Origin of the sequence: Microbacterium sp. CGR2 (assembly GCF_003626735.1) — a bacterium.
Lineage (GTDB): Bacteria > Actinomycetota > Actinomycetes > Actinomycetales > Microbacteriaceae > Microbacterium.
Map to the genome: position 1 here is coordinate 182,876 of NZ_RBHX01000002.1, position 24,483 is coordinate 207,358.

General features: G+C 68.4%; 18 protein-coding genes. 4 read left to right on the forward strand and 14 right to left on the reverse strand.

The features are described from left to right. The first annotated feature begins 5 nt into the window (after positions 1 to 5). Entirely contained in the window at positions 6 to 1,244 is a 1,239-nt protein-coding gene (locus D7252_RS19300; protein ID WP_120777212.1) for an MFS transporter, read from the forward strand. On the opposite strand, the gene D7252_RS19305 is transcribed toward D7252_RS19300, so the two are convergent. The 11 genes from D7252_RS19305 to rsmI all read right to left on the reverse strand — a co-directional run bounded on the left by D7252_RS19305 (position 1,223) and on the right by rsmI (position 14,470). After that, positions 1,223 to 2,101, reverse strand: coding sequence for a TatD family hydrolase (locus tag D7252_RS19305; RefSeq protein WP_120777213.1), 879 nt, complete (start codon positions 2,099 to 2,101; stop codon positions 1,223 to 1,225). The two genes, D7252_RS19300 and D7252_RS19305, sit on opposite strands and share 22 nt — an antisense overlap. 3 nt (positions 2,102 to 2,104) lie before the next feature. Continuing rightward, positions 2,105 to 3,682 carry a methionine--tRNA ligase gene (gene metG / locus D7252_RS19310; protein ID WP_120777214.1) on the reverse strand — a complete coding sequence of 526 codons (1,578 nt, stop codon included), beginning with the start codon at positions 3,680 to 3,682 and terminating at the stop codon, positions 2,105 to 2,107. A gap of 32 nt (positions 3,683 to 3,714) precedes the next feature. Then, positions 3,715 to 5,223 (reverse strand): molybdopterin-dependent oxidoreductase, encoded by a 1,509-nt coding sequence (locus D7252_RS19315; RefSeq protein ID WP_120777215.1) that lies wholly within the window; start codon positions 5,221 to 5,223, stop codon positions 3,715 to 3,717. A gap of 45 nt (positions 5,224 to 5,268) precedes the next feature. Continuing rightward, a complete protein-coding gene (locus tag D7252_RS19320; protein WP_120777216.1) occupies positions 5,269 to 6,444 on the reverse strand; it encodes a glycoside hydrolase family 1 protein in 1,176 nt (391 codons plus the stop codon). A gap of 12 nt (positions 6,445 to 6,456) precedes the next feature. Beyond that, positions 6,457 to 8,154 (reverse strand): ABC transporter ATP-binding protein, encoded by a 1,698-nt coding sequence (locus D7252_RS19325; RefSeq protein WP_120777217.1) that lies wholly within the window; start codon positions 8,152 to 8,154, stop codon positions 6,457 to 6,459. Continuing rightward, a complete protein-coding gene (locus D7252_RS19330) occupies positions 8,151 to 9,065 on the reverse strand; it encodes an ABC transporter permease (protein WP_120777218.1) in 915 nt (304 codons plus the stop codon). Before D7252_RS19330 ends, D7252_RS19325 begins: the two co-directional genes overlap by 4 nt. Beyond that, positions 9,062 to 10,042: an ABC transporter permease gene (locus D7252_RS19335; RefSeq protein ID WP_120777219.1), complete on the reverse strand. Its 981-nt coding sequence runs from the start codon at positions 10,040 to 10,042 to the stop codon at positions 9,062 to 9,064. Before D7252_RS19335 ends, D7252_RS19330 begins: the two co-directional genes overlap by 4 nt. Continuing rightward, positions 10,039 to 11,703, reverse strand: coding sequence for an ABC transporter substrate-binding protein (locus tag D7252_RS19340; protein ID WP_259461162.1), 1,665 nt, complete (start codon positions 11,701 to 11,703; stop codon positions 10,039 to 10,041). The genes D7252_RS19335 and D7252_RS19340 overlap by 4 nt, the downstream gene beginning before the upstream one ends. Before the next feature lie 148 nt (positions 11,704 to 11,851). Then, a complete protein-coding gene (locus D7252_RS19345) occupies positions 11,852 to 12,997 on the reverse strand; it encodes a LacI family DNA-binding transcriptional regulator (protein ID WP_259461163.1) in 1,146 nt (381 codons plus the stop codon). Positions 12,998 to 13,022: 25 nt separating this feature from the next. Beyond that, positions 13,023 to 13,652, reverse strand: a complete 630-nt coding sequence (locus tag D7252_RS19350) for a class I SAM-dependent methyltransferase (RefSeq protein WP_120777221.1) — start codon at positions 13,650 to 13,652, stop codon at positions 13,023 to 13,025. Continuing rightward, positions 13,649 to 14,470 carry a 16S rRNA (cytidine(1402)-2'-O)-methyltransferase gene (gene rsmI / locus D7252_RS19355; RefSeq protein WP_120777222.1) on the reverse strand — a complete coding sequence of 274 codons (822 nt, stop codon included), beginning with the start codon at positions 14,468 to 14,470 and terminating at the stop codon, positions 13,649 to 13,651. The genes D7252_RS19350 and rsmI overlap by 4 nt, the downstream gene beginning before the upstream one ends. 35 nt (positions 14,471 to 14,505) lie before the next feature. Between rsmI and D7252_RS19360 the strand changes: the two genes are divergently transcribed. Next, on the forward strand, positions 14,506 to 16,059 hold the full coding sequence (locus tag D7252_RS19360; RefSeq protein WP_120777223.1) for a dolichyl-phosphate-mannose--protein mannosyltransferase: 1,554 nt from the start codon (positions 14,506 to 14,508) through the stop codon (positions 16,057 to 16,059). Here the strand turns inward: D7252_RS19360 and D7252_RS19365 are convergent. The 3 genes from D7252_RS19365 to D7252_RS19375 are packed head-to-tail and all read right to left on the reverse strand — an operon-like array spanning position 16,042 to position 20,091. After that, positions 16,042 to 17,406, reverse strand: coding sequence for an amino acid permease (locus D7252_RS19365; RefSeq protein WP_120777224.1), 1,365 nt, complete (start codon positions 17,404 to 17,406; stop codon positions 16,042 to 16,044). The genes D7252_RS19360 and D7252_RS19365 overlap by 18 nt on opposite strands. Beyond that, entirely contained in the window at positions 17,403 to 19,220 is a 1,818-nt protein-coding gene (locus D7252_RS19370; protein ID WP_120777225.1) for a thioredoxin domain-containing protein, read from the reverse strand. Before D7252_RS19370 ends, D7252_RS19365 begins: the two co-directional genes overlap by 4 nt. A gap of 34 nt (positions 19,221 to 19,254) precedes the next feature. Continuing rightward, the gene (locus tag D7252_RS19375) at positions 19,255 to 20,091 is read right to left on the reverse strand and encodes an aldo/keto reductase (RefSeq protein WP_120777226.1); all 837 of its coding nucleotides are present in this window, start codon (positions 20,089 to 20,091) and stop codon (positions 19,255 to 19,257) included. A gap of 157 nt (positions 20,092 to 20,248) precedes the next feature. Between D7252_RS19375 and D7252_RS19380 the strand changes: the two genes are divergently transcribed. Further along, the gene (locus tag D7252_RS19380; protein ID WP_147406779.1) at positions 20,249 to 20,506 is read left to right on the forward strand and encodes a hypothetical protein; all 258 of its coding nucleotides are present in this window, start codon (positions 20,249 to 20,251) and stop codon (positions 20,504 to 20,506) included. 43 nt (positions 20,507 to 20,549) lie between these two features. After that, positions 20,550 to 24,479, forward strand: a complete 3,930-nt coding sequence (gene hrpA / locus D7252_RS19385) for an ATP-dependent RNA helicase HrpA (protein WP_120777228.1) — start codon at positions 20,550 to 20,552, stop codon at positions 24,477 to 24,479. Positions 24,480 to 24,483: the final 4 nt, after the last annotated feature.

The window sequence follows — 24,483 nt, forward strand, 5'->3', positions numbered from 1 at the left end:
CTGGGATGCCCTCCCTCGGTGAACTCGTCGCGCCTCGCCGCATGGGCAGAGATTTCCGGTGGCTGCTCGCGTCCTCCTGGACGAGCAACGTGGGCGATGGCGTCGCCTTGGCCGCCGCGCCGCTGCTGATCGCGTCGATGACGTCGTCACCGATGCTCGTGGCGTCCGGGGCCATCCTGCAGTTCCTGCCATGGCTGTTGTTCGGCCTGCACGCGGGGGCGATCGCCGACCGCTTCGACCGCCGCCGCCTGGTGATGTTCGCCAACGGCGCGCGGGCGGTGGTGCTCGCCGCCCTGTGCGTGTTCCTCGTCACGGGCACCGCCAACATCTGGATCGTCCTCGCCGTCGCCTTCCTCTACGGCACCGCGGAGGTCTTCGTCGATACAGCGGGCAGCACGCTGCTGCCGATGCTGGTGAAGCCGGATGACCTCGGCATCGGCAACGCGCGCCTGCAGGCCGGCTACCTGGTGGCGAACCAGTTCGCCGGTCCGCCGCTGGGTGCCTTCCTGTTCGCGGCCGGCACGGCCTGGCCGTTCCTCCTCGAAGTGCTGTGCGTCGGACTCGCCGTGGTGCTCATCTCGCGAATGGCGAAGACGCCGGTGCCGCCGCGCGAGACCGACGTGCACCCACCCGTGCACACCGACATCGCGGAAGGGCTGCGATGGTTGTGGCGAAACCCGCCGGTGCGGATGCTCGTCATCATCATCCTGGTGTTCAACATCACCTGGGCGGCCCCCTGGGGCGTCCTCGTCCTCTACGCGACGGACTACCTGGACATGGGAGCCGTCGGATACGGGGCGCTCACGACGGCCTCCGCCGCCGGCGGCATCCTCGCCACCCTCAGCTTCGGCTGGCTCGAACGGCACGTCTCATTCGCCACCCTCATGCGCGTGGTGCTTTCTCTCGAAGTGCTCATGCACCTCTCCTTCGCCCTCACCACCACCGGCTGGGTCGCGCTCGTGATCATGTTCTTCTTCGGCGCCTACGCGTTCATCTGGGGCACGATCTCGACGACCGTGCGCCAACGACTCGTCCCCGCCGAGCTGCAGGGCCGAGTGGCTTCCGTGAACATGGTGGGCGTCTTCGGCGGCATGGTGATCGGTCAGGCCCTGGGCGGTGTGATCGCCGAGATCTGGGGCCTCACCGCACCCTGGTGGTTCGCGTTCGGCGGTGCGGCGATCACCCTGCTGCTGGTGTGGAAGCCGATCTCGCAGATCGTGTCTCAGTCGGCGAAGGCTCCGTAGACGCGCAGCGTGTTGGCTGCGATCCGGGCGCAGAGCTCGTCGACCTCGAGCCCGAGCTCGGCGGCCATGAACCGCACGGTGATCGGCACGAGATAGGGCGCGTTCGGGCGCCCGCGCAACGGCACCGGCGTGAGGAACGGGGCGTCGGTCTCGACGAGGATGCGGTCGAGGGGCGTCACCGCCAGCGCATCGCGCAGATTCTGAGCGTTCTTGAACGTGACGTTGCCTGCAAACGACAGGTAGTACCCGGCATCCGCGCACGTCCTCGCCATCGCGTCGTCGCCGGAGAAGCAATGGAACACCGTCTTCTCGGGGGCGCCCACGCGGACGAGGGTCTCCAAGACGGCACCGTGTGCCTCACGATCGTGGATCTGCATGGCGATGCCGTGCTTCTTGGCCAACCCGATGTGCGCTTCGAACGACTCGAACTGCGGACCCTGGCGGTCGGGTTCGGTGCGGAAGAAGTCCAGACCGGTCTCGCCGATCGCTCGCGTGCGCGGATGCGCCGCGAGTTCATCGATCACGGTCAACGCCTCATCGAGGCGCCCCTCCTCCGCGTAGGTCGGAGCATCGTTCGGATGGATCGCCACAGCCGCCAGAACTCGGGGATCGGATGCCGCGGCCTCGACCGCCCAGCGCGACGACTCGACATCCCCTGACGCCTGGACGACCCCGGCGATGCCCACGGCCTGAGCGCGGTCGAGCTGCTCGGTGAGCGACAGCGGCTCGTCGCCGTCGAGGATCTCCAGGTGCGCGTGGTTGTCGTAGACCGGCACCGCGAGCGGCTCCGGAGCAGCCGGGTACTTCAGGTCCTTGCGGCCGTCGCCCGAGCGCTCGCGTACATAGGTCTCAGCCATGTGTCAGGCCGTGGACTCCACCCGCGGGAACAGGGGCGTGAGAGCGGTGACGCGGGTGCCGGACGGCAGCGCGCCCCACGTACCGGCGTCGCGGATGGGCTGATCCTGAAGGGCGCCGAGCGCGCCGTCCGCGCCGAGCGCCGACCACAGCTTTCCGGTCGACTGCGGCATGACCGGCGAGAGCAGCACCGCAAGCGCACGCAGACCCTCGGCGCAGGTGTAGAGCACGGTGCCCAGCCGGGCACGCTGACCCTCGTCGCGCGCCAGCGCCCACGGCTCGTTCTCGGTGATGTAGCCGTTGAGGGCATCCACGATGGTCCAGATCGCCGAGATCGCCTCGTCGATGCGGAACAGATCGACGGCGGCATCCGCCTTCGACGCTGCCTCCGCCACGATCCGCTGGATCTCGAGATCCTGCTCGGTGTACTCGGCCGCAGGAGGGACGACCCCCTCGAAGTACTTCTCGATCATCGCGATCGTGCGCGACGCGAGGTTGCCGAACCCGTTCGCGAGCTCGGCCTGGTAACGCGCCGAGAGGTCTTCCCAGGAGAACGATCCGTCCTGTCCGAACGCGATCGCCGAGAGGAAGTAGAAGCGGTACGCGTCGGAACCGAAGACGTCGGTGATCTCCGTGGGTGCGATGCCGGTGAGCTTCGACTTCGACATCTTCTCGCCGCCGACCAGCAGCCATCCGTGCGCGAAGACGCCCTTGGGAACCTCGAGGCCCGCGGCCATCAGCAACGCCGGCCAGATGACCGCGTGGAAGCGGAGGATGTCTTTGCCGACCACATGATAGGCCGGCCAGCGACGTGCGAAGTTCTCGTCGTCGGAGCCGTACCCGACAGCCGTGGCGTAGTTGAGCAGCGCGTCGACCCACACATAGATGACATGCGATTCGTCCCATGGCAGCGGGATGCCCCAGTCGAACGTCGAGCGCGAGATCGACAGGTCTTTCAGCCCCTGACTTACGAAAGACACGACCTCGTTGCGTGCGGAATCGGGCCGCACGAAGTCCGGCTGAGTGCGGTAGAGGTCGAGCAGCCGATCCTGGAACTCGCTCAGCTTGAAGAAGTAGTTCTTCTCCTGCAGCAGCTCGAGTGGCTTCGAGTGGATCGCGCAGACCTTGAGTCCCTCGAACGGACCGGTGCCGTCGACGATCTCGGACTCCGGCTTGAACTCCTCGCAGCCCACGCAGTAGAGCGCCTCGTACTCGCCCGCGTAGATGTAGCCGCGGTCATACAGGCGCTGGAAGAACGTCTGCACGTTCGTCTCGTGACGCTCCTGCGTCGTGCGGATGAAGTCGTCGTTGGCGACGTCGAGCGTCTCCAGGAGCGGGAACCATGCTTCGCTGACGAGCTTGTCCACCCACTCCTGCGGAGTGACGTTGTTCGCGGCAGCCGCCCGCAGCATCTTCTGACCGTGCTCGTCCGTGCCCGTCAGCATCCAGGTGTCATCCCCGGCCTGGCGGTGCCACCGCGCCAACGTGTCGACGGCGACCGTCGTGTACCCGTGACCGATGTGGGGCACGTCGGAGGGGTAGTAGATGGGCGTGGTGATATAGAACGATTCGCCTGCGGGCATGGGGTCAATTCTAGGTGCGATGCGGTGCCTCGTTACGTCACCGTCACTGTCGTCCGATGCCAGCCCTGCGCACCGTCCGGCGCCACGGCTGCGGGCTCCGAAGTCTGGGTCTTCCCATCGACGCTGATCGCCCGGCATTCGATCGTGTGCCGACCGCTCGCAGCACTCCACGGCAGGCTCCACTGAACCCACGTGTCGGCCGAGATGGCATCCGCCAGCTCGGCGCGCTGCCAGGGGCCGTCATCGATGCGCACCTCGACGGCCTCGATGCCGATCTGCTGCTGCCACGCCATCCCGGCGATCACCGTCTCCCCCGGCGCGACAGTCCCGCCACGCGGCACGTCGATGCGCGACTGAAGCTTGATCGGCCCTCGATCGGACCACCCGCGCGTGGTCCAGTAGGCGGTCTTGCGGTCGAAGCGCGTGACCTCCAGGTGCGTGACCCACTTCGTCGCGGAGACGAACCCGTAGAGGCCGGGCACGACCATCCGCGCGGGGAAGCCGTGTTCGATCGGCAGCGCTTCGCCGTTCATGCCGATCGCGAGCAGTGCGTCGCGGTCGTCGGTGAGCGCCTCGATCGGTGTCGACGCCGTGAAGCCGTCCGCGGAGGTCGACAGCACCATGTCGGCGTCGGCGGCGACCCCCGCACGGGCGAGGAGGTCGCGAATCGGATGTCCCAGCCAGCGCGCGTTCCCGATCAGCGAGCCGCCGACCTCGTTCGAGACGCACGCGAGCGTGACGTCGGACTCCTGCAACGGCAGGGCGAGCAACTCGTCCCAGGTGACCACGACTTCGCGATCGACCATCCCGTGGATGCGCAGCGACCAGTCAGCCGGGTCGACGCGCGGAACGATCAGAGCGGTGTCGATGCGGTAGAAATCGAGGTTCGGCGTGACGACGGGCGCGAGCCCGGGGATGTCGAGTTCGGCCGCGGCGGGGACCGGAGCGGCGGGCCGCGCCGCCGTCGGAAGCCGCAGTGCCGTGCGCACCGCCTCGATCGACCGGGTCGCACCCCGCGCGACGTTCCCGACGACGAGCGCCGCAAGGCCGACCGTGGCGGCCCCCGCGGTCCACAGGAGGAATCGCCGCCGATCGTCTCCGTCGGGCTGGAACCCGGCGACCGGGCGCAACCGGCGGATGAGCACCCGCACGGCGATCACCGCGGCGAGTCCGGCGACGAGACCGGGCAACCACGCGAAGGGTCCCGCTCCGGGGCGGACCATCGCAGCCACCACGGCAAGCGCGCCGAGGCCGCCCAGGATCACCGCCCCCGCCCCGGAGCGGCGAAGCTCCAGTATCCCGGCGAGGGCGGCGACCACCGCAAGCACGACCGCGATGCCCACCAGCAGCGCCACTTTGTCGCCCGTGCCGAACAGCGCGATCGCCGTGTCCTTGGCCCAGCTGGGGGCGAGGTCGATGAGCCCGCTCCCGATCACGGCGAACGGGCTCGCGCTCGGCTCGACCACCGCGGCGACGAGCTCGCCCAGGCCGACGGCGAACAGCGCCGCACTCAGCCCTGCGAACGCACCATGCCTCGTCATGACCCGAGCGTAACCCGGCGCCGGTGCCGCGATCCGCCGCAATTGTTACAAGCTCAGTGCGTTCCGCCTGGCGACCTCACCGAGCCAGGCGAGGCTCGGCTTCGGAGTGCGCTCGAACGTCTCGTGATCGAAGGCGATGAGACCGAACGTGGGCGCGAACCCGCTCGCCCACTCGTAGTTGTCCAGCGCGCTCCAGTGCTGATAGGCCCGCACATCGATGCCGTCCGAGATCGCCCGATGCAGCCCCTCCAGAGCTCCCTGCGTGTAGGCGACCCGACGTGTGTCGTCTGCGGTGGCGATGCCGTTCTCCGTGACGAGAACCGGGACCCCGCCGCTGCGCTCCCACGCGCTGCGCACCCCCATCTCGAGCGCCTCGGGGAAGAACTCCCAGCCCGTGAGCGTGGTCTCGACGTCGGCGCTGACCGGCCGCGGGCCCTCCGGGCCGATGAACGTGCGCGTGTACGCCTGCACCCCGACGAAGTCGTCGCCGGCGGACTGATCCAGATACCAGTGGTCCCGCGGGTCACCGTACTCGGCGAGCATCTCATCGGCGCCCGGCTCTCCCGTCGAGTGGAAGGCCTGGGTCGCGATGGTCCATCCTGCCTGGATGCCCGGCACCGAATGCAGGATGTCGGATGCTCGGCGATGGGCGGCGAGCAGAGTGTCGGCGACACCCAGGTCGGGGTTCGGCAGGCCGTAGGCGACGAGGTTGGCGGCATCCTCTCCCCCGGCCAGCATCGCGGCGATGTTCGGCTCGTTGATGGTGCACACGTAGGTGACGTCGTCGAGGATCGGCAGCACCGTCTCCACATACCGGGCGAACCGGTCGACCGCGTCATCCGCACGCCAGAAGCCGTCGTTCTGGAACCACTGCGGCACCGTGAAGTGCATGAGGGTCACGGTCGGGTCCAGCCCCAGGTCGCGCGCCGTGTCGATCATGCGGCGGTAGTGGTCGAGCATCGCGCGGGACACGAAGCCACGCTCCGGTTCGATGCGCGCCCACTCCACCGAGAAGCGGTAGGAGTTCAGCCCCGCCTCAGCGAGCAGCCGCATGTCCTCCGGGTACCGGTGGAAGTGGTCGGCGGCATCACCCGAAGGCTCGACCATCGACGAGCCGGGCGCATGCTCCATGGCCCACCAGTTGCTGGTCGTGTTGTTCCCCTCCACCTGATGGGCTGCGGTCGCAGCTCCCCAGAGAAAGCCGTCAGGGAATGTGAGCACGAGTGCTCCTTTCTATCGAGATCGTGAAGGATTGGGTACGGCATCCAGCAGTTGCACCGTGTACGGATCGGACGGATGCTGCAACACCTCGGAGGTCTCTCCGCGCTCGACCACACGCCCGCTGTTCAACACCAGGATGTTCTCGGTCACGAGCCGGGCGCTCAGCAGGTCGTGCGTGATGTACAGCATGCTGATGCCCCAGCGCTCGCGCAGGTCCTCCAGGAGTGCCAGCACACCGGCTCGCAGCGAGACGTCCAGCATCGACACCGGTTCATCCGCGATGAGCACCTGGGGATCGCTGGCCAGCGCCCTGGCGATCACGACGCGCTGGCGCTGACCACCGGACAGCTGATGCGGCAGCTTCGCCGCGTACTGCTCGACTGGCGTGAGCCCGACGGTCTCGAGCAGTTCGAGGACGCGCGCTCTGGCCTCCTGGCCGCGCAGGGGCGTGTAGTTCTTGACCGGTCGCGAGAGCGCGTACTCCACCGTGTGCAGGGGGTTCAGCGCGGCATACGGATCCTGGAACACCATCTGCACGTCCTTGCGGAGATCACGCAGCCCTCGCCGGCGCAGCGATGCGACGTCCGTGTCGCCGAAGCGCACCGAGCCCGAACTCGGCTTCTCGACACCCGTGATCAGCTTCGCGATCGTGGACTTGCCCGATCCGGATGCTCCGACGAGAGCCAGAGCCTCCCCCGGCTCCAACCGGAACGAGACGTCGTCGACGGCGGTGACCGCTGCCTGTCCGCGTCGCGGCGCCGGGTAATGCTTCGACACGCCCTCGACGACGATGGCGGCATCCGCGCGACGCGCGTCCCGCTCGGAAACCGTCGGCAGTGTCTCGGTGACGTCTGTGCGAGCTCGTCCTTCGCGACGACGCGTGCCGAGATCGACGAACCCCGGGATCGAGATGGATTTCGCGCGGGGGTCGGCGTAGTGGCTCAACAGCATCCGCGTGTAGTCGTCGCTCGGATCCTCGAGGATCTTCCGGCTCGGCGCGTCCTCGACGATCCGCCCCTCGTGCATCACCATCACGCGGTCGGTGGCTTCGAGGACGATCCCGAGATCGTGGCTGATCAGGATGGCCGTGAACTGCTCGGCGCGCTGAAGGTCCTTGATCGTGTCCATCACGGCGTGCTGCACCAGCACGTCGAGCGCGGTGGTCGGCTCGTCGAAAACCATGAGCTGCGGCTCCAACGACAGGGCGAGCGCGATCGACGCGCGCTGTCGCATGCCGCCGGAGAGCTCTCCGGGATAGCGCTTGAGCACCGCTGCATCGAGGCCGACCTTCCCGATCAGCTCTCGTGCGCGCTGATCCCGGGCGTCGCGGGGCACATGACCGTGGGCGGCGAAGATGTCCTGGAAGTGCGCACCGACCGTGCGCACCGGGTTCAGCGCGTTCATCCCCGACTGCAGCACCATGGCGAACCCGCCCTGACGCTGGCGGCGGAGCTGCTCGGCGTCGAGTTCGCGGATGTCCTCTCCGCCGAACAGGATGCGTCCGCCGCTGATCCGCGCCGGCGGCTTCTGCAGGCGTGTGAGCGCGAATCCGAGTGTCGACTTGCCCGACCCTGACTCGCCGACCAGCCCGACGAACTCCCCCCGCCTCAGCGAGAAGGACACATCGTGCACCGCGGTGATCGGGACCGCGCCGGGAGAGGCGTACTCGACCGACAGACCCTGCACGTCCAGAAGGACTTCGGCGTTCATCGTCCCTTCCCTTCTCGGAGGCGCGGATTCGATATGCCGTCCACGCCGAAGTTGATGAGTGTGAGACTCAGCGCCAGCAGTGCGATGCACAGACCGGGCGCGAACAGGAGCAGCCACTGGCCGGTGAGGAGCGAGTTGGAATTCTGCGCCCAGTAGAGCATGGTGCCCCAGCTGACGATGCTGGAGTCGCCGAGGCCCAGGAACTCCAGTCCTGCCTCCGCGAGGATCGCTGCGGTCGCCGCACCGAACAGCGTGCCCGCGATGATCGAGGTCATGTTCGGCAGGATCTCGCGGAAGATGATGCGCGCCCTGCTGTCACCGGAGAACTGTGCCGAGGTGACGAAATCGTTCCCGCGGAGGGACTGCGTCTGGCTGCGCAGCACGCGCGCACCCCACGCCCATCCCGTGACCACGATGACGGCGATGATCATCAGGATGCCGCCGTTCTGCAGATAGGCGGCGATCACGATCATCAGAGGCAGCCCCGGGATGACGAGGAAGAGGTTGACGATGAAGCCGACCACCTCGCCGCCGAATCCGCGCATGTACCCCCACGTCAATCCGACGAGGATGGCGACGATCGTGGAGAGGATGCCGGCGGCGAACCCGACGAGCAGGCTGACCTGTGCGCCGTAGATGAGTTGACTGAGCACGTCTTCTCCGGCTGCGGTGGTGCCGAGCCAGTGCGCGGCCGAGGCGTCGGCGTTGCGTTCGAAGTCGTTCTCCTTCGGCCCGTACGGCGCCAGGAGCGGGGCGAACACCGCGACCAGGACGAACAGGGCGAGGATGCACAGCCCGAGCCGCGCCTTGCCGTTCGACCAGAGCGTGCCGATCATGCGCCCGAAGGATCGCCACGGACGGGGAGCGGCGATGCGGCCGTCGGGAATCTTGACGTTCATCGTGGAGGTCATCGGCGGGTCCTTGGGTCCAGCGCGCCGTACAGGATGTCGACGAGGAAGTTGGCGATGAGCACGCTGACGGTGATCATCAGGAAGAGCGCCTGCATGAGCGGATAGTCCTGCCCGATGACGGCGTTGAAGAGCAGATATCCGATGCCGGGATAGCCGAAGACCTGCTCGACGAGGATCGACCCGCCCACCACTCCGCCGAGCGTGAGCCCGAAGCCGGTGAGGTTGGGCAGGATCGCGTTGCGGGCCGCGTAGCGGAGGGCGATCGTGCGTCCGTGCAGACCGTTCGCCTCCGCGAACGTGACGTAGTCCTCGCCCAGCGTGTTGATCATCGCGTTGCGCATCCCGATGATCCAGCCGCCGAGGGAGGTGAGGAGGATCGTCACCGCCGGCAGCACCGCGTGCCGGAGGAGATCGGCGATGAAGTCCCAGGTGAACCCGGGAGTCGTCGTCGCGGAATATGCGCCGGTCGTGGGGAACCAGTGCAGCACGTAGCCGAAGAAGAACAGCAGCAGCAGCGCCGTCCAGAAGTAGGGGAACGTGCTGAGGAACGAACCGGTGAGAGTCGGCAGGCTGTCCAGCCACGTTCTGCGGCGCCAGGCCGCGGCGACCCCGATCAGCGTTCCGATGACGAAGGCGAGGATGGTGACGATCCCCACCAGTCCGATCGTGTACGGCAGTGCCGTGGAGACCATGCTCGACACCGACTGCGGGTAGAACGTGTACGAGACGCCGAAGTCGAGGCGGGCGACCTGACCGAGGTAGGCCACGTACTGATCCCACATCGATCCGGTCGGCACGCCCAACTGGGCCTCGATGGCCGCGCGAGTGGCGTCCGAGACAGGGCCGTTCTGCGAGAGCTTCGCGATGGCGGCATCCGCCGGAGACCCGGGCATGAGGCGCGGCAGGAAGAAGTTCAGGGTGATCGCGGCCCACAGGGTGAGCACGAAGAGCCCGAGTTTCTGGAATACGTACTTCACTGGTCGTCGCCCTTCACTCGCTCGAGCCGCGTGAAGATCATCAACGGCGCCGAGTCGTAGTTCTGCGGGATCATGTAGGGGTCTTCCGCCGAGGGCCAGCCGGTGAACTTCGCGTCACTGAAAAGGCCCCAGATTCCGCCGTAGTACAGCCCGATGACCGGCAGATCGTCGTACACGATGCCCTGCAGCTCGCGGACGATCTGGGCCTGCCGCTCGGTGTCGACGGTGCCGCGGTACTCCGCCAGCAGAGCATCCGCCTCATCCGAGCGGAAACGCTGGAAGTTGTTCGCCGTCGCCTCTCCGCTGGGCACGTAGAACTCGCTGGAGAGCAGGTTGTTGTACGCCTGATAGACGTCGCCGTTGCCCATGCCGCCGATGGCCATCTCGAAGTCGCCGTTGCTGATCGCGCTCTGATATCCGGCCGGCTGCGGGAGGCGCAGCGTGACCTTGACGCCGACGGCCGCGAGCTGGCTCTGCACCGTCTGGGCGGCCCGTGTCCAGTCCATGAAGCCGTTGGCGGTGGTGAGGGCGAACTCGAGCTGCTCTCCGTCCTCCCCGACGAGCCGGTCGCCTTGCAGGGTGTATCCGGCCTCGGCGAAGGCCGCGAGCGCGGCATCCGTGTCCTGCGTGATCATTCCCCGGTCGGGGATGTCGGGATCGAGGTACTCTTCCTGGTTCGGGAGGACGAGACCGGTCTGACCGGCGGGCTCCATGTATCCCTCGGATGCCGTTTCCGCGATCTCCTCGCGATCCAGGGCCAGGGCGATGCCACGGCGCACATCAACGTCGTCGAAGGGCGCGACCTCGAGGTTCGGCATCAGCGCGATCACTCCTGCGGGCGGGAACCACCACTTGTTGTGTTCGCTCGCTGCGCCCCAGGTGCCTTCGACATCGGAGATGAAGGAGTATGCCCAGTCGTAGCCGCGGCTGACCGTGTCGAGCTGGGAGTTGGTGGCGGGAAGGATGATGTGCTCGATCTCTATCGAGTCGGCTTGCCAGTAGTCGGGATTCTTGTCCATCGAGTACTGCTGGTCGTTGTAGTTGCCCAGCACGAACGGTCCCGTCCCGACCGGGTTCTCGTTCCGCCAGGTTCCCGCATCCTCGACGTCGGCCCAGATGTGCTCGGGCACGATCATGGTCTGGCCGAGGATCGGCAGGGAAGGCGCGTCGTCGCTCTGCAGGTGGAAGACGATGTCGTTCCCCTCGACCTCGAGGGTGTCGATGTGCTGCCATGCGCCCTTGATGTCGAGCGGGGGGTTGTCTTTCAGGAGCTGGAACGTGAACGCCACGTCCTCCGCCGTCAGGTCTTCGCCGTCTGACCACTGCACGTCGTCGCGGATGGTCATGATCGCTGTGCGCGGGTCGGGCTGGGACCACTCCGATGCCAGCCACGGGTTCAGCGTTCCATCGAGCGGGTTGACCATGATCAGCGGCTCGTAGATCCACCGCGAGGCGGTGCGCGTGTTGGTCAGATACGGGTTGAAGTTCTGGGTGAAGAACGGGTTCCCCTTGTCGGCGTTGATCAGCATCGTGTCTTCGCCGATCGCCGGGTCGGGTTGCGAGGTGATCTGGATGCTGCATCCGCTCAGCACCACCGCCGCACTCGCCAGCGCCACGCCGGCGAAACGCCGCCAGCGTCGGAGCATGTGCTTCTTCGACACTCTGTCCGTCTTGGACACCCTGCCACCTCATGTCAGCTCTGTCATGAAGAGCGCTCCTGTGTGGAGCGCCCGCACGGCCTACGCCGTGCGGCTAATTGTAAGCGCATACATTTCGATACGGCAACCCCTCCGGAGAGTTCCTTCCCGCTCAGCTCTGGCGGATCGAACTCTCGCGAAGCAGGATCTGCAGCGGCAGTCGCACGATGGTGGGCTCAGCGCCGGGTTGCTCCAAGCGGCGCGCGAGGACCTGGACGGCCGCACGACCCAGGTCGATCATCGGCTGTCGGATCGTCGTCAGGGGCGGCCGCGAGAGCGCTGCCGCCTCGATGCCGTCGAATCCCGTCACGAGCACGTCTTCGGGCACGCGGACACCACTGGTGCGGAACACATCGAGCGCACCCAGAGCCATCTGGTCATTCGCGGCGATCAGCCCGTCCGGGAGCCCCGACGCCATCAGTTCCTCGGCCGCACGCCGCCCCGACGCGCGGGTGAAGTCGCCATGGACGACGGTCACCTCATCCATCGGAATCCCCGCCTCCTGGACAGCGGTGGCGAACCCGTCCCGGCGCTGGATGCCGTCGGGCGAATCGGGTGGGCCGGCGAGGAAGGCGAGCCGCTCCCCCTGCACCTGCGACAGGACGTGACGGGTCAGCTCGGCCATGGCCTCCGCGTTGCTGACCGTGACATGGTCGTAGTGGTCTCCTCGGGGTGGCCCCGAGAGGACGACGACCGGGATGCGACGCGCCAGTCGAGCCAGCACGTCGTCGGGCACGCTGCTGGCGAGAACCATGAGCCCGTCGACGCGACCCGCCATGTCGCGCACGGTCGAGCGGTCGGGGTCGTCCCGGCCGACGCCGACCATGAGCACGAAGCCCTGCTTCCACGCTTCCAGTTCGGCACCACGGAGCACCTCGTCGAGGAAGAGCATCGTCGGGTGCGCACCGTCGGGCGTGGCGGCGTCAGGTTCCGCGCCGTCACGGATCACTGTGTACGGAGGGACGGCAGCGCCGACATCCGCGAGCACGTCCAGATTCGGCGCCTCGTCGGCCGCATCGAATCCGGGAAAGTAGAGCCCGAGCACGCCGGTGCGCCGCTCCGCCAGTCCTCGCGCGCTGCCACTGGGCACGTATCCCAGTGCCGAGACGGCGTCCAGCACCCGCTCGCGGGTCACCGGACGCACGGCCTCCGGCGAGCGCAGGACGCGGGAGACCGTGGCGATCGAGACGCCGGCGCGGTCGGCGACGTCGTACACCGTCGCTGCCTTGCCCATGATCGCGTCTTCCTTCCCTGCCACCGTGCCAGGGTACCCGGCGGCGCCGTCAGTTCCGGCGCGCGACGAGAGCGCCGTGTGGCCGTGCGCTGGGCTCCCCCGCACGCCGTCTCCGCTCTTCGCGGGACGTGACCTCGAAGCCGGCATCCGCCAGCAGTTCGGCGAGAGCATCCGCAGACCAGTAATAGGCGGTCGTGACCTGATGGTCGAACGGCTCGCGAGGCCGACCCTCGAAGAAGCCGAGCAGCAGAGCGCCTTCGGGCGTGAGGACGCGCGCGAACTCGGTGAGCACGGCGGGGACGTCGGCGGGACGCGTGTGGATCAGCGAATACCAGGCGAGGATGCCGCCGACTGACGCATCCTCGAACGGAAGTTCTCGGAAGGAGACCTGCTCGAAGCGCAGTTCGGGATGGGTCCGGCGTGCCGAGCGGACGAACTCTCCCGAGATGTCGACGCCGACGACCTCGCGGTGATCGCCGCTCAGAAACCCTGTCCAATGCCCTGGGCCGCACCCGGCATCCAGCAGCAGCCCCGGTGTCTCATCCCGCCAGCGCCGGATCGTCTCGCGGTCCCGTTCGTCCATCTGGTCGACGCTTCCCAAGAGCTGGACGTACTCGGCTGCCCTGGCGTCGTACGCGCCCGCGATGGCGGCGTCGGATTCCCCGGGCGCCGGACTCATCGCGTGCGGGCCGCGAGCGCGGCCTGATACAGATCCCGCGACGAGAGCCCGGTGAGCGCGGCGACCTCGGACGCGGCATCCTTCAGGCGGATGCCGTCGGCGACGAGCTGCTGCACCTGAGCCAGTGCGTCGTCGGGCGAAGCATCCCGGCGGCTCGCCCCCTCGACCACGACAACGATCTCGCCCTTGACGCCACCCTCGGCCCAGGCCACGAGTTCGGATGCCGTACCCCGCCGTACTTCCTCATAGAACTTCGTGAGCTCCCGGCAGACCGCGATCCGCCGTTCGTCGCCGAACGCAGCACCCATGTCTGCGAGCGCACTCGCCAGGCGGGCGGGCGACTCGAAGAAGACCATGGTGCGAGGCTCCGCGGCCAGCGCCCTGAGCGTCGACCGCCGTTCGCCGGGCTTGCGCGGAAGGAATCCCTCGAACGTGAAACGGTCGGTGGGGAGCCCGGAGATGGCGAGCGCCATGAGCACCGCGCTCGGGCCGGGGATCGCCGTCACTGTGACCCCCTGCGTCACGGCTTCGGCCACCAGGGCGTAGCCCGGATCGCTGACCGTCGGCATGCCGGCATCGCTCATCACCACCACGTCGGAACCGGCCGCGAGAGCGGCGAGCTCCGCCGCCTTCTGCTTCTCGTTGTGGTCGTGCAGCGCGATCAGTCGCGGCCGGTTGTCGATCTGCAGCGCCTTCAGCAGCCGCTGGGTGGTCCGTGTGTCCTCCGCGACGATCGTCTCCGCGTTCTCGAGCACCTCGACGAGGCGGCGCGAGACATCGCCGAGATTACCGATCGGAGTGGCAGCGAGGATGATCACCCGCTCAGCATAGGCGCGTTGTCTAGGCTGGACCGGTGACCGCGCCCGTGCCTCTGCTGCCAGACCCCGAGGAGCGGCTGACACGCTACGGGCAGCTGCGCGACCGGCTGCTGCAGAGCCCGGACTGGGGCCGCGCGATCGGCTGGCTCGCGCCCCTGCTCGTCACGACCGTCGCCGCGCTCCTGCGGCTGGTGAACCTCGGCCACCCGCATCAGCTCGCCTTCGATGAGACCTACTACGTCAAAGACGCCTGGTCGCTGTGGACTCTCGGCTACGAGGGAACCTGGGGCGAAGGTGCCAACGAGGCCTTCCTCACCCTGCAGGAGCTGCCGCTGTCCGACACGGGCGCGTTCGTGGTGCACCCGCCGCTGGGCAAGTGGCTGATCGCGCTGGGGATGGCGATCGGCGGACCCGACAACAGCGCCGGCTGGCGGCTGGCGACCGCCCTGCTTGGTGCGGGCTCGGTTCTGCTGGTCTACCTGATCGCCCGCCGTCTCACCGGCTCCGTCGTCGTCGCGACCGTGGCCGGCACGCTGCTCGCCATCGACGGGCTGAGCATCGTGATGAGCCGTATCGCCCTGCTCGACGGCATCCTGACCTTCTTCATCCTCCTCGGGCTGATGTTCGTCCTCATCGACCGGCAGCGCACCATCCCACTGCTGGAGAAGCGCGACCCGGAGGCGCCCGACCCGTTCTGGGGACCGGTGCTGTGGCGCCGTCCGTGGCTGATCGCAGCGGGAGCGGCGCTGGGCGCGGCATCCGCCGTGAAGTGGTCAGGGCTCTACGCGCTCGCCGGCCTCGGACTGTACGTCGTGGTCACCGACGCGCTCGCACGACGCCGCGGCGGGGTCGTGCTCTGGCCCACCTCGGCCGCGTTCCGTCAGGGACCGGTTTCCTTCGTCCTGGTCGTCTTCCCCGCGCTCGCCGTCTACCTGATCAGCTGGACCGGCTGGCTCGTCACCGCCGGTGGGTATGACCGGCAGAGCGACGCCAACCCCCTGGTCGCGCTGTGGGAATACCACCGGTCGATACTCGGCTTCCACGTCGGGCTCAGCAGCGGACACTCCTATGCGAGCCCCGCATGGCAGTGGCCGCTCCTCCTTCGCCCGACGGCGGTGTGGGTGGGCGAGGACTCCACCGGCTGCGGCACCGATCACTGCATCGCCGTCATCTCCGCCGTGCCCAACCCGCTCATCTGGTACGGGGGTGTCGCGGCATCGGTGTACCTGATCTATCGGCTCGTGCGCGGGTGGATCACCCGTCAGCCGGTCGCGCCCGCACTCAGCGTCGCGCTGGTCGGACTCGCCGTCACCTACCTGCCTTGGCTGATGTTTCCCGAGCGCACGATCTTCCAGTTCTACACGGTGGTGATGATGCCGTTCCTCGTCCTCGCGCTGACGATGACGCTGCGCATCATCGCCGGCCGCCGGGAGGATCCCCTCTCCCGGCGACAAGCCGGGGAGCGGACGGTGGTCGTCTTCCTGGTGTTCGTCGTGCTGGTCTCAGCCTTCTTCTACCCGCTGTGGACGGGCATGAGCGTGCCGTACGACTTCTGGCTCCTGCACAACTGGCTACCGGGCTGGGTGTGACGCAGTCGCCCTGGCGACGATCAGAAGCGCGCCCGTCAGCGCGACGGTGAGCACCAGCTGGAGCCGAGCGGCAGGGTCGAGCATCGCGAGGGCGATCACCCCGGCCAGCAGCGCGAGGCAGAGCCACGACAGCCACGGGAACCCCCACATGCGCATCGGCATCGGGAGCCCTGCGCGATCCGCGCGCCGTCGCAGGATGATCTGCGAGACGGCGGTCGCAGTCCAGATGACCAGCAGCGTCGACCCGACGACGTTGAGCAGAGCCGGCAGGACGACGTCCGGAAAGGCCCAGTTGAGACCCACGGTCACGAACCCGAACGCGACGGATGCGAGGACCGCGACGGTAGGCACCCCGTCACGGTTCGTGCGGGTCGCGACCTGCGGCGCAAGACCTCGCTCCCCCAGCGAATAGGCCATGCGGGAGGCCCCGTAGATGGTGGCGTTCATCGCGGACAGCAGCGCGATCACCACGATGAGGTCCATGACCAGCCCCGCGCCCGGCACGTTCAGCGTGGCGAGCACGGCTGAGAAGGGCCCCTCGCTCACCGCGGGGTCGTTCCACGGGAGGACGGCGACGATGACGAAGATGGATCCGATGTAGAAGACGAGGATGCGCACGAGCACCTCGCGGACGATCCGCCGGATATTGCGGGCGGGATCGTCCGACTCGGCGGCCGCGATCGCGACGACCTCGGTGCCTCCGAACGCGAACACCACGATGAGCAGTGCGGCAGCGATCCCGGTGATGCCGCTCGGGGCGAAGCCGCCGTTGACCGTGAGGTTCGCGACGCCGGTGGCTGGCACCCCCGGGATCAGCCCGAGGATCGCGCCCGCACCCACCACCAGGAACGCGATGATGGCCGCGACCTTGATCGCCGCGAACCAGAACTCGAACCGGCCGTAGTTGCGCACCCCGAAGAGGTTGACCGCGGTGAGAGTCACCATGAACACGAGCACCCACACCCACGCGGGGACCCCGGGAACACGGTTCGACACGATCCCCGCCGCTCCGGTCGCCTCCGCGGCGATCACGACCACCAGCTGGATCCAGTACAACCACCCGACCGCGCTTCCGGCACTGCGCCCCAGCGCGTCTTGGGCGTACGAGCTGAACGCGCCGGAACTCGGCCGCGCGGCCACCATCTCGGCGAGCATCGCCATCACGAGGATCACGATGCCGCCGGCGACGAGGTAGGAGATCAGCACCGCGGGACCGGCGAGGCCGATCGCCTGCCCCGAGCCCACGAACAGGCCGGCACCGATGGCGCTGCCCAACCCCATCATGGAGATCTGACGACGGGTGAGCCCGGGGTGCAACCCCTGAGACGGGGTGGCGACTTCGGTCATGCGGGCGACTCCGTGGTTCGTTCGAGGGGCAGGTCCGCCGGGTCGCTCACCGGCAGCCGGCAGACGAAGGCGCGGCAGTCGAAGGCGCGCTCCGGCGCATCGGCTTTGCCGTGGAAAAGGTCGAAGTCGGCGTCGCTGAAGGCCTGCGCCTGCGCGGGGGAAACCACGGCGACGACATCGGCGTCCGCCCGCCGTCCGACTCGTGCCAGCTCCCCGTCGCGGTCATCCGTGACGATCACGACCTGGCGGGGAGGCAGCGCCAGGCCGGCTGCCACCCGCAGAAGGCTGCCGTGAGCGAAAGGCTGCTCCAGCGACCGGGCGGCGAGCGTCCGCACCGTGGAGGCCGCCGCTTCCCGGTACCGCTCCCCCGCCCCGAGCCGCCACGCCGACAGTGCTGCCGAGGCGATCGCCGCCGCATCCGAGGGCAGGTCCCCGTCGGTGTGATCCGGTGAGGCCGCGATCCCCCTGGTTGCAAGCAGCGGGTCGCCGACCACACCGTCGAGCGCCTCGTCGAGCATCTCCCGCGCCGTCACCGCCCAGGAGAACTCTCCGGTGGCCGTGGCGAGCGCGAACAGCCCCTCGGCGAAGAGGCCGAGATCCGCGCCTGTCGCGACCGCGGCCGAGGCCTCGCCGTCGAGCGATGCCCGCACCAGCGCACCGCGGGCGTCGCGGTTCACGCGCAGCACATGGGTGGCGGCCGCCGCGGCCGCGTCGATCAGAGACGCCTCACCGAGAGCCGTACCCGCGCGGGAGAGAGCCGCGATCGCGAGGCCGTTCCATCCCGTGATGACCTTGCCGTCGACCGCCGGCGGCTCCAGCGCAGCACGCTCGGACACCGGGCGAAGGTAGTAGCCGCCCTCGCTCCGGACCCCGTCGATCCACGACTCCGAGTCCTGCGCCGCGCCGAAGCCTCCGCCGTCGCGGGTGAGCGTGGTGCGCAGGAAATCGGCGACCCCGCGCGCCGCCGCCTCATCGCCCGCGTCGAGCGCGACCTCGAGCAGCTGGGCGTTGTCCGTCAGCATCCGCTCGTAGTGCGGGACCGTCCAGTCGCGTCGGGTCGCATAGCGGAAGAACCCGCCATCCTCGTCGTGGAGCTCCGACGACACCATCGCGGCGAGCGCGCGGACAGCGGATGCCGCAGCCTCCGGCGCGTGCTCGCGCACCAGCGGATCCTGCAGGAACCGCAATGTCGTCCCCACCGGGAACTTGGGAGCTGCGCCGTATCCCCCGTAGACACGGTCCTCCCGCGCCGCGACGGCTTCAGCGGCGGCCGCGATCGCTCGAACGTCCGGCAGGTCGGTGGGCGCGGATTCGGCCGCGCGCGCGAGCGCGTCGGTGACCGCATCCGCCGACTCCTCGGCCTGTGCACGCCGCAGCGTCCATGCCTCGCGCACAGCGGCGAGCACGTCGCGGAACGAGGGCATCGACTGTCGGGGCTCGGGAGGCCAATAGGTGCCGGCGTAGAACGCCTTTCCCTCGGGTGTGGCGAACACCGTGAGCGGCCAACCCAGATTCTGCGTGAACGCGGATGCCGCCGCCATGTACGCGCCGTCGACGTCGGGATGCTCCTCCCGGTCGATCTTGACCGACACGAAGCCCTCGTTCATCAACTCCGCGACCTCGGGGTCGGCGAAGGACTCCCGCGCCATCACGTGACACCAATGGCAGGTCGAGTACCCGATCGAGATCAGCAGCGGGACGTCCCGCCGACGCGCCTCATCGAACGCGGCCTCGCTCCACGGGAACCAGTCCACGGGGTTGTCGGCGTGCGCCCGCAGGTACGGGCTGAGGGTGTCGGCGAGCCGGTTTGTCATGCGCTCACGCTACGCCGAAGGGCGACGATCCGCCTCAGTTCACGTCGTCCGGGTGCGAGCCGACGCGACCGGAGCCGTCGAGGGGATCGAGTCCGTCGATCGCGTCGATCTCGGCGTCGGTCAAGGTGAAGCCGAACACATCGAGGTTCTCGCGGAGACGCTCGGCACGCACCGACTTGGGGAAGACGATGTAGCCCTTCTGCAGATGCCAGCGGAGCACCGCCTGCGCAGGAGTGACGCCGTGCGCGGCCGCGGCGTCTGCCACAGCCGGCGTGCCGAACAGGTCGTACTTGCCCTGCCCGAGGGGGCCCCACGATTCGATCCGGATGTCGTGCTCGGTCGCCCACGCGACGACGTCGCGTTGCTGGTAGGCCGGGTGCAACTCGATCTGGTTGACGGCAGGGACGACGCCGGTCTCGTTCACGACGCGCTCGAGGTGCGGCACCAGGAAGTTGGAGACGCCGATGCTGCGGGTCAGTCCTGCGTCGCGCAGCTCGATGAGCTTGGCGAAGGCGTGCACGTAGTCGTCCTTCGCCGGGGTCGGCCAGTGCACGAGGTACAGGTCGACGCTGTCGAGCCCGAGCTTCTCCAGGCTCTCGGCGATGGCGGCTCGCGGCTCGTCGTCGTGATGACGGTCGTTCCAGAGCTTCGTCGTGATGAACAGCTCGTCACGGGCGATGCCGGACGCCGCGATGGCCGCGCCCACGCCCTCTTCGTTGCCGTAGATCGCGGCGGTGTCGATGTGGCGGTAGCCGATCTCCAGCGCGTCGCTCACCGCGCGCTCCGTCTCGGCGGCCGGCACCTTGAAGACGCCGTAGCCGAGCTGCGGGATGGAGTGGCCGTCGTTCAGTTCGAGTGCAGGAGTGGTCATGAGTCCAGCCTATGACCGCGTCGACGACCGAGGCGTCGGACAGCACCACTCCGTTCGTTCGCGTCACCACTCAAGACGGGCCCGCGTGCACTCAAAGCCAGCCGTGTCGCTCGGTCACGCACACGTGATCGGAAACAATCCCGTGAGGGAGGTCGACATGGGTAAAGGGATAAGAAAGCGCGTCAGGTGGTTGCGGGAGCGGCTGCAGCAGCGACTGCACCGGCTGGTCGCCGGCGCGGTGCTTGCCGTCGCCGTACTCCTCGGCCTGCTGATATTCGGGGTGAGCGTGGAATCCGCAGCCCTTACTTTCGCCGCCGGAGCCGGCATCGCGGTGGTCGGGATCGCCTGGGGCATCGGATACGCGACCATCTCGCTGCAGCGGCTTCGACTCAAGAAGGTCACGGACGACTCCTGACCGACGTCAGCCTCGACCGCTGATCGGCATACGATGGAGGGCTATGTCCTCCCCTGTGATCTCCTATCCCCCGGAGCTGCCCGTCAGCGCCGCCAGGGGGGAGATCGCCGACGCCATCCGTGACAATCAGGTCGTGATCGTCGCCGGCGCGACCGGTTCGGGCAAGACCACGCAGCTTCCCAAGATCGCGTTGGAACTGGGCCGAACGCGCATCGCCCACACGCAGCCCCGCCGCCTGGCCGCTCGCACCATCGCGGAACGGGTGGCGGAGGAGCTGCAGGTCGAGTTGGGCACCCTCGTGGGCTACAAGGTGCGCTTCACCGACAAGGTGTCCGAGGAGACCCGCGTCGCGCTGATGACCGACGGGATCCTGCTCAACGAGATCCACCGGGACCGGCTGCTCACCCGCTACGACACCATCATCATCGACGAGGCGCACGAGCGTTCACTCAACGTCGATTTCCTCCTCGGCTACCTCGTGCGGATCCTGCCGGAACGGCCCGACCTCAAGGTCATCATCACCTCCGCGACGATCGATCCGGAGAGCTTCGCGCGGCACTTCGCGAGCCCGCCGAAGACTCCGGGCGGCGAACCCGTGCCGGCGCCGGTGATCGAGGTGTCCGGCCGCACGTACCCGGTGGAGATCCGATACCGCGGACCGGCAGAGGATCCGGAGGACTCGGATTCCACGACCGATGAGCCAGAGGACGAAGTATCGGCGATCGTCGCGGCGCTGCGAGAACTCGACCGCGAGACACCCGGCGACGTGCTCGTCTTCCTTCCGGGCGAAGCGGAGATCCGGGACGCGGCGGATGCCGTGCGCGCCGCGTACGCGAAGGACCGCTCTCCCACCGAAGTGCTGCCCCTGTTCGGCCGCCTGTCGGCCGCCGAGCAGCATCGCGTGTTCGAATCCAGCCGTGTCGCCGGAGTCCGCCGGCGGGTCATCCTCGCGACGAACGTCGCGGAGACGAGCCTCACCGTCCCCGGCATCCGCTACGTCATCGACACCGGCACGGCTCGCATCTCCCGCTACAGCAACCGCTCCAAGGTGCAGCGACTGCCGATCGAGGCGATCTCGCAGGCGTCCGCGAACCAACGGGCCGGTCGAGCCGGACGCACCAGCGACGGCATCGCCATCCGCCTGTACTCGGAAGAGGATTTCACCCGCAGAGCGGAGTTCACCGAGCCGGAGATCCTGCGCACGTCGCTGGCATCCGTCATCCTGCAGATGCTGTCGCTCGGGTTCGGCGACATCACCGCCTTCCCGTTCCTCACCCCGCCCGACTCGCGCGGAGTGAAGGCGGCGTTCGACCTGCTCACCGAGCTCGGCGCGGTCGAGCCCTCACGCCGCGACGACTCCCCGCACCTCACCCGCGTGGGCAGAGAGATCTCGCGGATGCCGATCGACCCGCGCTTCGCGCGGATGCTCATCGAGGCAGGCCGACACGGCGTCACGCACGATGTGCTCCCGATCGTGTCGGGCATGACGATCCAGGACGTCCGGGAGCGACCGGAGGAGCGCCGCGAAGAAGCCGACCGCTTCCATGCGCGCTTCGTCGACCCCACCAGCGACTTCCTCACTCTGCTGAACCTCTGGAACCACCTGCGCGAGAAGCAGCGCGAGCTCGGCTCGAGTGCGTTTCGGCGATTGTGCCGTTCGGAGCACCTGAATTACGTGCGCGTTCGCGAGTGGTTCGACGTGCACCGACAGCTGCGCACGCTCGTGAAGACCCCTGACCGTCCGGGAGACCCCGGCGGCTCGGGCGATGCCGACGCGATCCACCGCGCCCTGCTGTCGGGCCTGCTGTCGCAGATCGGCATCCTCGACGAACGCACCGCGCCCGCGGGAAAGACGCACTCCCCTGCGAAGGAGCCGAAGGGACGCCGCATCGCCGAGTACCGCGGGGCACGCGGCATCCGCTTCTCGATCTTCCCCGGTTCGGGGCTTCGCAAGAAGAGCCCGCAGGCCGTCATGGCAGCCGAGATCGTCGAGACCTCGCGCACCTTCGCCCGCAGCGTCGCCGCCATCGACCCCGCCTGGGCCGAACCGTTGGCCGGCGACCTCGCCAAACGACAGGTCACCGAGCCGCACTGGTCCAAGGATGCCGGTGCCGCCGTCGCGTTCGAGAAGGTGACGCTGTTCGGGGTCGAGATCATCCCCCGTCGACGCGTGCAGTTCGCCCGCATCGATCGCGCGGCCTCTCGTGAGCTGTTCGTGCGTCATGCCCTCGTGGAAGGCGAATGGGATCCCGCCCGGATCGACAAGCGCGTGAGTGCTTTCTGGCGCAGCAACGCCGAGCTGCGCAAACGCCTGGAGAAACTCGAGGAACGGGAGCGTCGGCGTGACATCCTCGCCGGCGACGAAGCCGTGTTCCGCTTCTACGACGAACGCATCCCCGCCGAGGTCTTCGACGTGCGCTCCTTCGAGACCTGGTGGCGGGAGGCGCTGCAGAAGACGCCGAAGCTGCTGGTCATGCGCGAGGCCGATCTGCTCGACGACGACGGGAGGTCGGATCAGACCGAGTTCCCCACCCGATGGAATCAGGGTGATCAGGTGCTCGGGCTCGCGTACCGGTTCGAGCCGGGAGCGGCGGACGACGGTGTCAGCGTGGTGGTGCCGTTGCCCCTGCTCGCTCAGATCGAGGACCGCGGGTTCGACTGGCAGGTGCCGGGGCTTCGCGCAGAACTCGTCACGGGGCTGCTGCGGGCACTCCCCAAGGCCGTCCGCCGTCATGTCGTGCCCGCAGCGGACTGGGCCGAGAAGTTCGGTGCCGAGCTCGCCGACCAGGGTCCTGAGCATCATGGCGGGCTTCCTCCGCGCACACTGAAAGAGGCGCTCGCGCGACTGATCCAGCCGCTGGCGAACCAGCTGGTGTCGGCGCGCGACTTCGAAGACGAGCGGGTGCCGCCGCATCTGCGCATGAACTTCCGCGCGGTCGACGAGCGTGGCCGCGTCGTCGGCTCCGGCCGCGACCTGCGCGCCCTGCAGACGCAGCTCTCCGACCGGGCGCGCAGCAGCGTGGCCCGGTCGATCGCTGCTCCGCCGCGCAAGGGGGCGCCGGGGGAACGGTCAGGGGCCGAGCGGATCGCCGCAGCCTCACTCGAACAGACCGGACTCACCGCGTGGACGTTCGGCGCCCTTCCGGAGGTGCTCGACACCCGCGTCGCCGGCGGCGTCGTCCGCGGCTACCCGGCGATCGTCGATCAGGGCAAGAGCGTGTCCGTGCGGGTCGAGTCGACGCCGGATGCCGCAACGACCGCCACCCGCGGCGGCGTGCTGCGACTCGTGCTGCTGGGCGTGCCTTCTCCGTCGTCGTATGTGCAGCAGCACCTCACCAGCCAGGAGAAGCTCGCCCTCGCCGCGTCCCCGTATCAGTCGGCTGCCGCTCTCATCGAGGACTGCCGTGCCGCCGTGGCACGGCGTGTGATCGACGCCTCGACCGGCGGAAGCGGGATCGTGCGCGACGAGGCCGATTTCGCACGGGTGCGCGACGCCGTGTCAGCCTCTCTCGTCGACGAGCTGTTCGCCTGCGTCTCTCTCGTCGCACGCATCCTGACGAAGTCGCGCGAGGTCGAACGCGGCATCAAGTCGCAGAATTCTCTCGCTCTGCTTGGCCCGTTGAACGACATCCGCACGCAGCTGTCCGGCCTGCTGCACCCCGGCTTCGTCTCGGCGGCGGGCGTGGAGCGCCTGGCCCACTTCCCCCGCTACCTCGAAGGGATGCTCGACCGGCTGAAGACGCTGACGAACGAGCCGGGCCGTGACCGCGCGCGCATGACCGAGTACGAGCGGATGGCCAAAGCCTTCGAGGACGCCGGCGGGACCATCCCGCTCCCCGCGGACGCCACCGCCGCGTTGACCGAAGTGCGCTGGCTGCTGGAGGAGTACCGCGTCAGCGTGTTCGCGCAGCGGCTCGGCACCGCGCAGCCCGTGTCGCCGCAGCGCATCACGAAGGCGTTGGCCGGGCGTTGAGCCG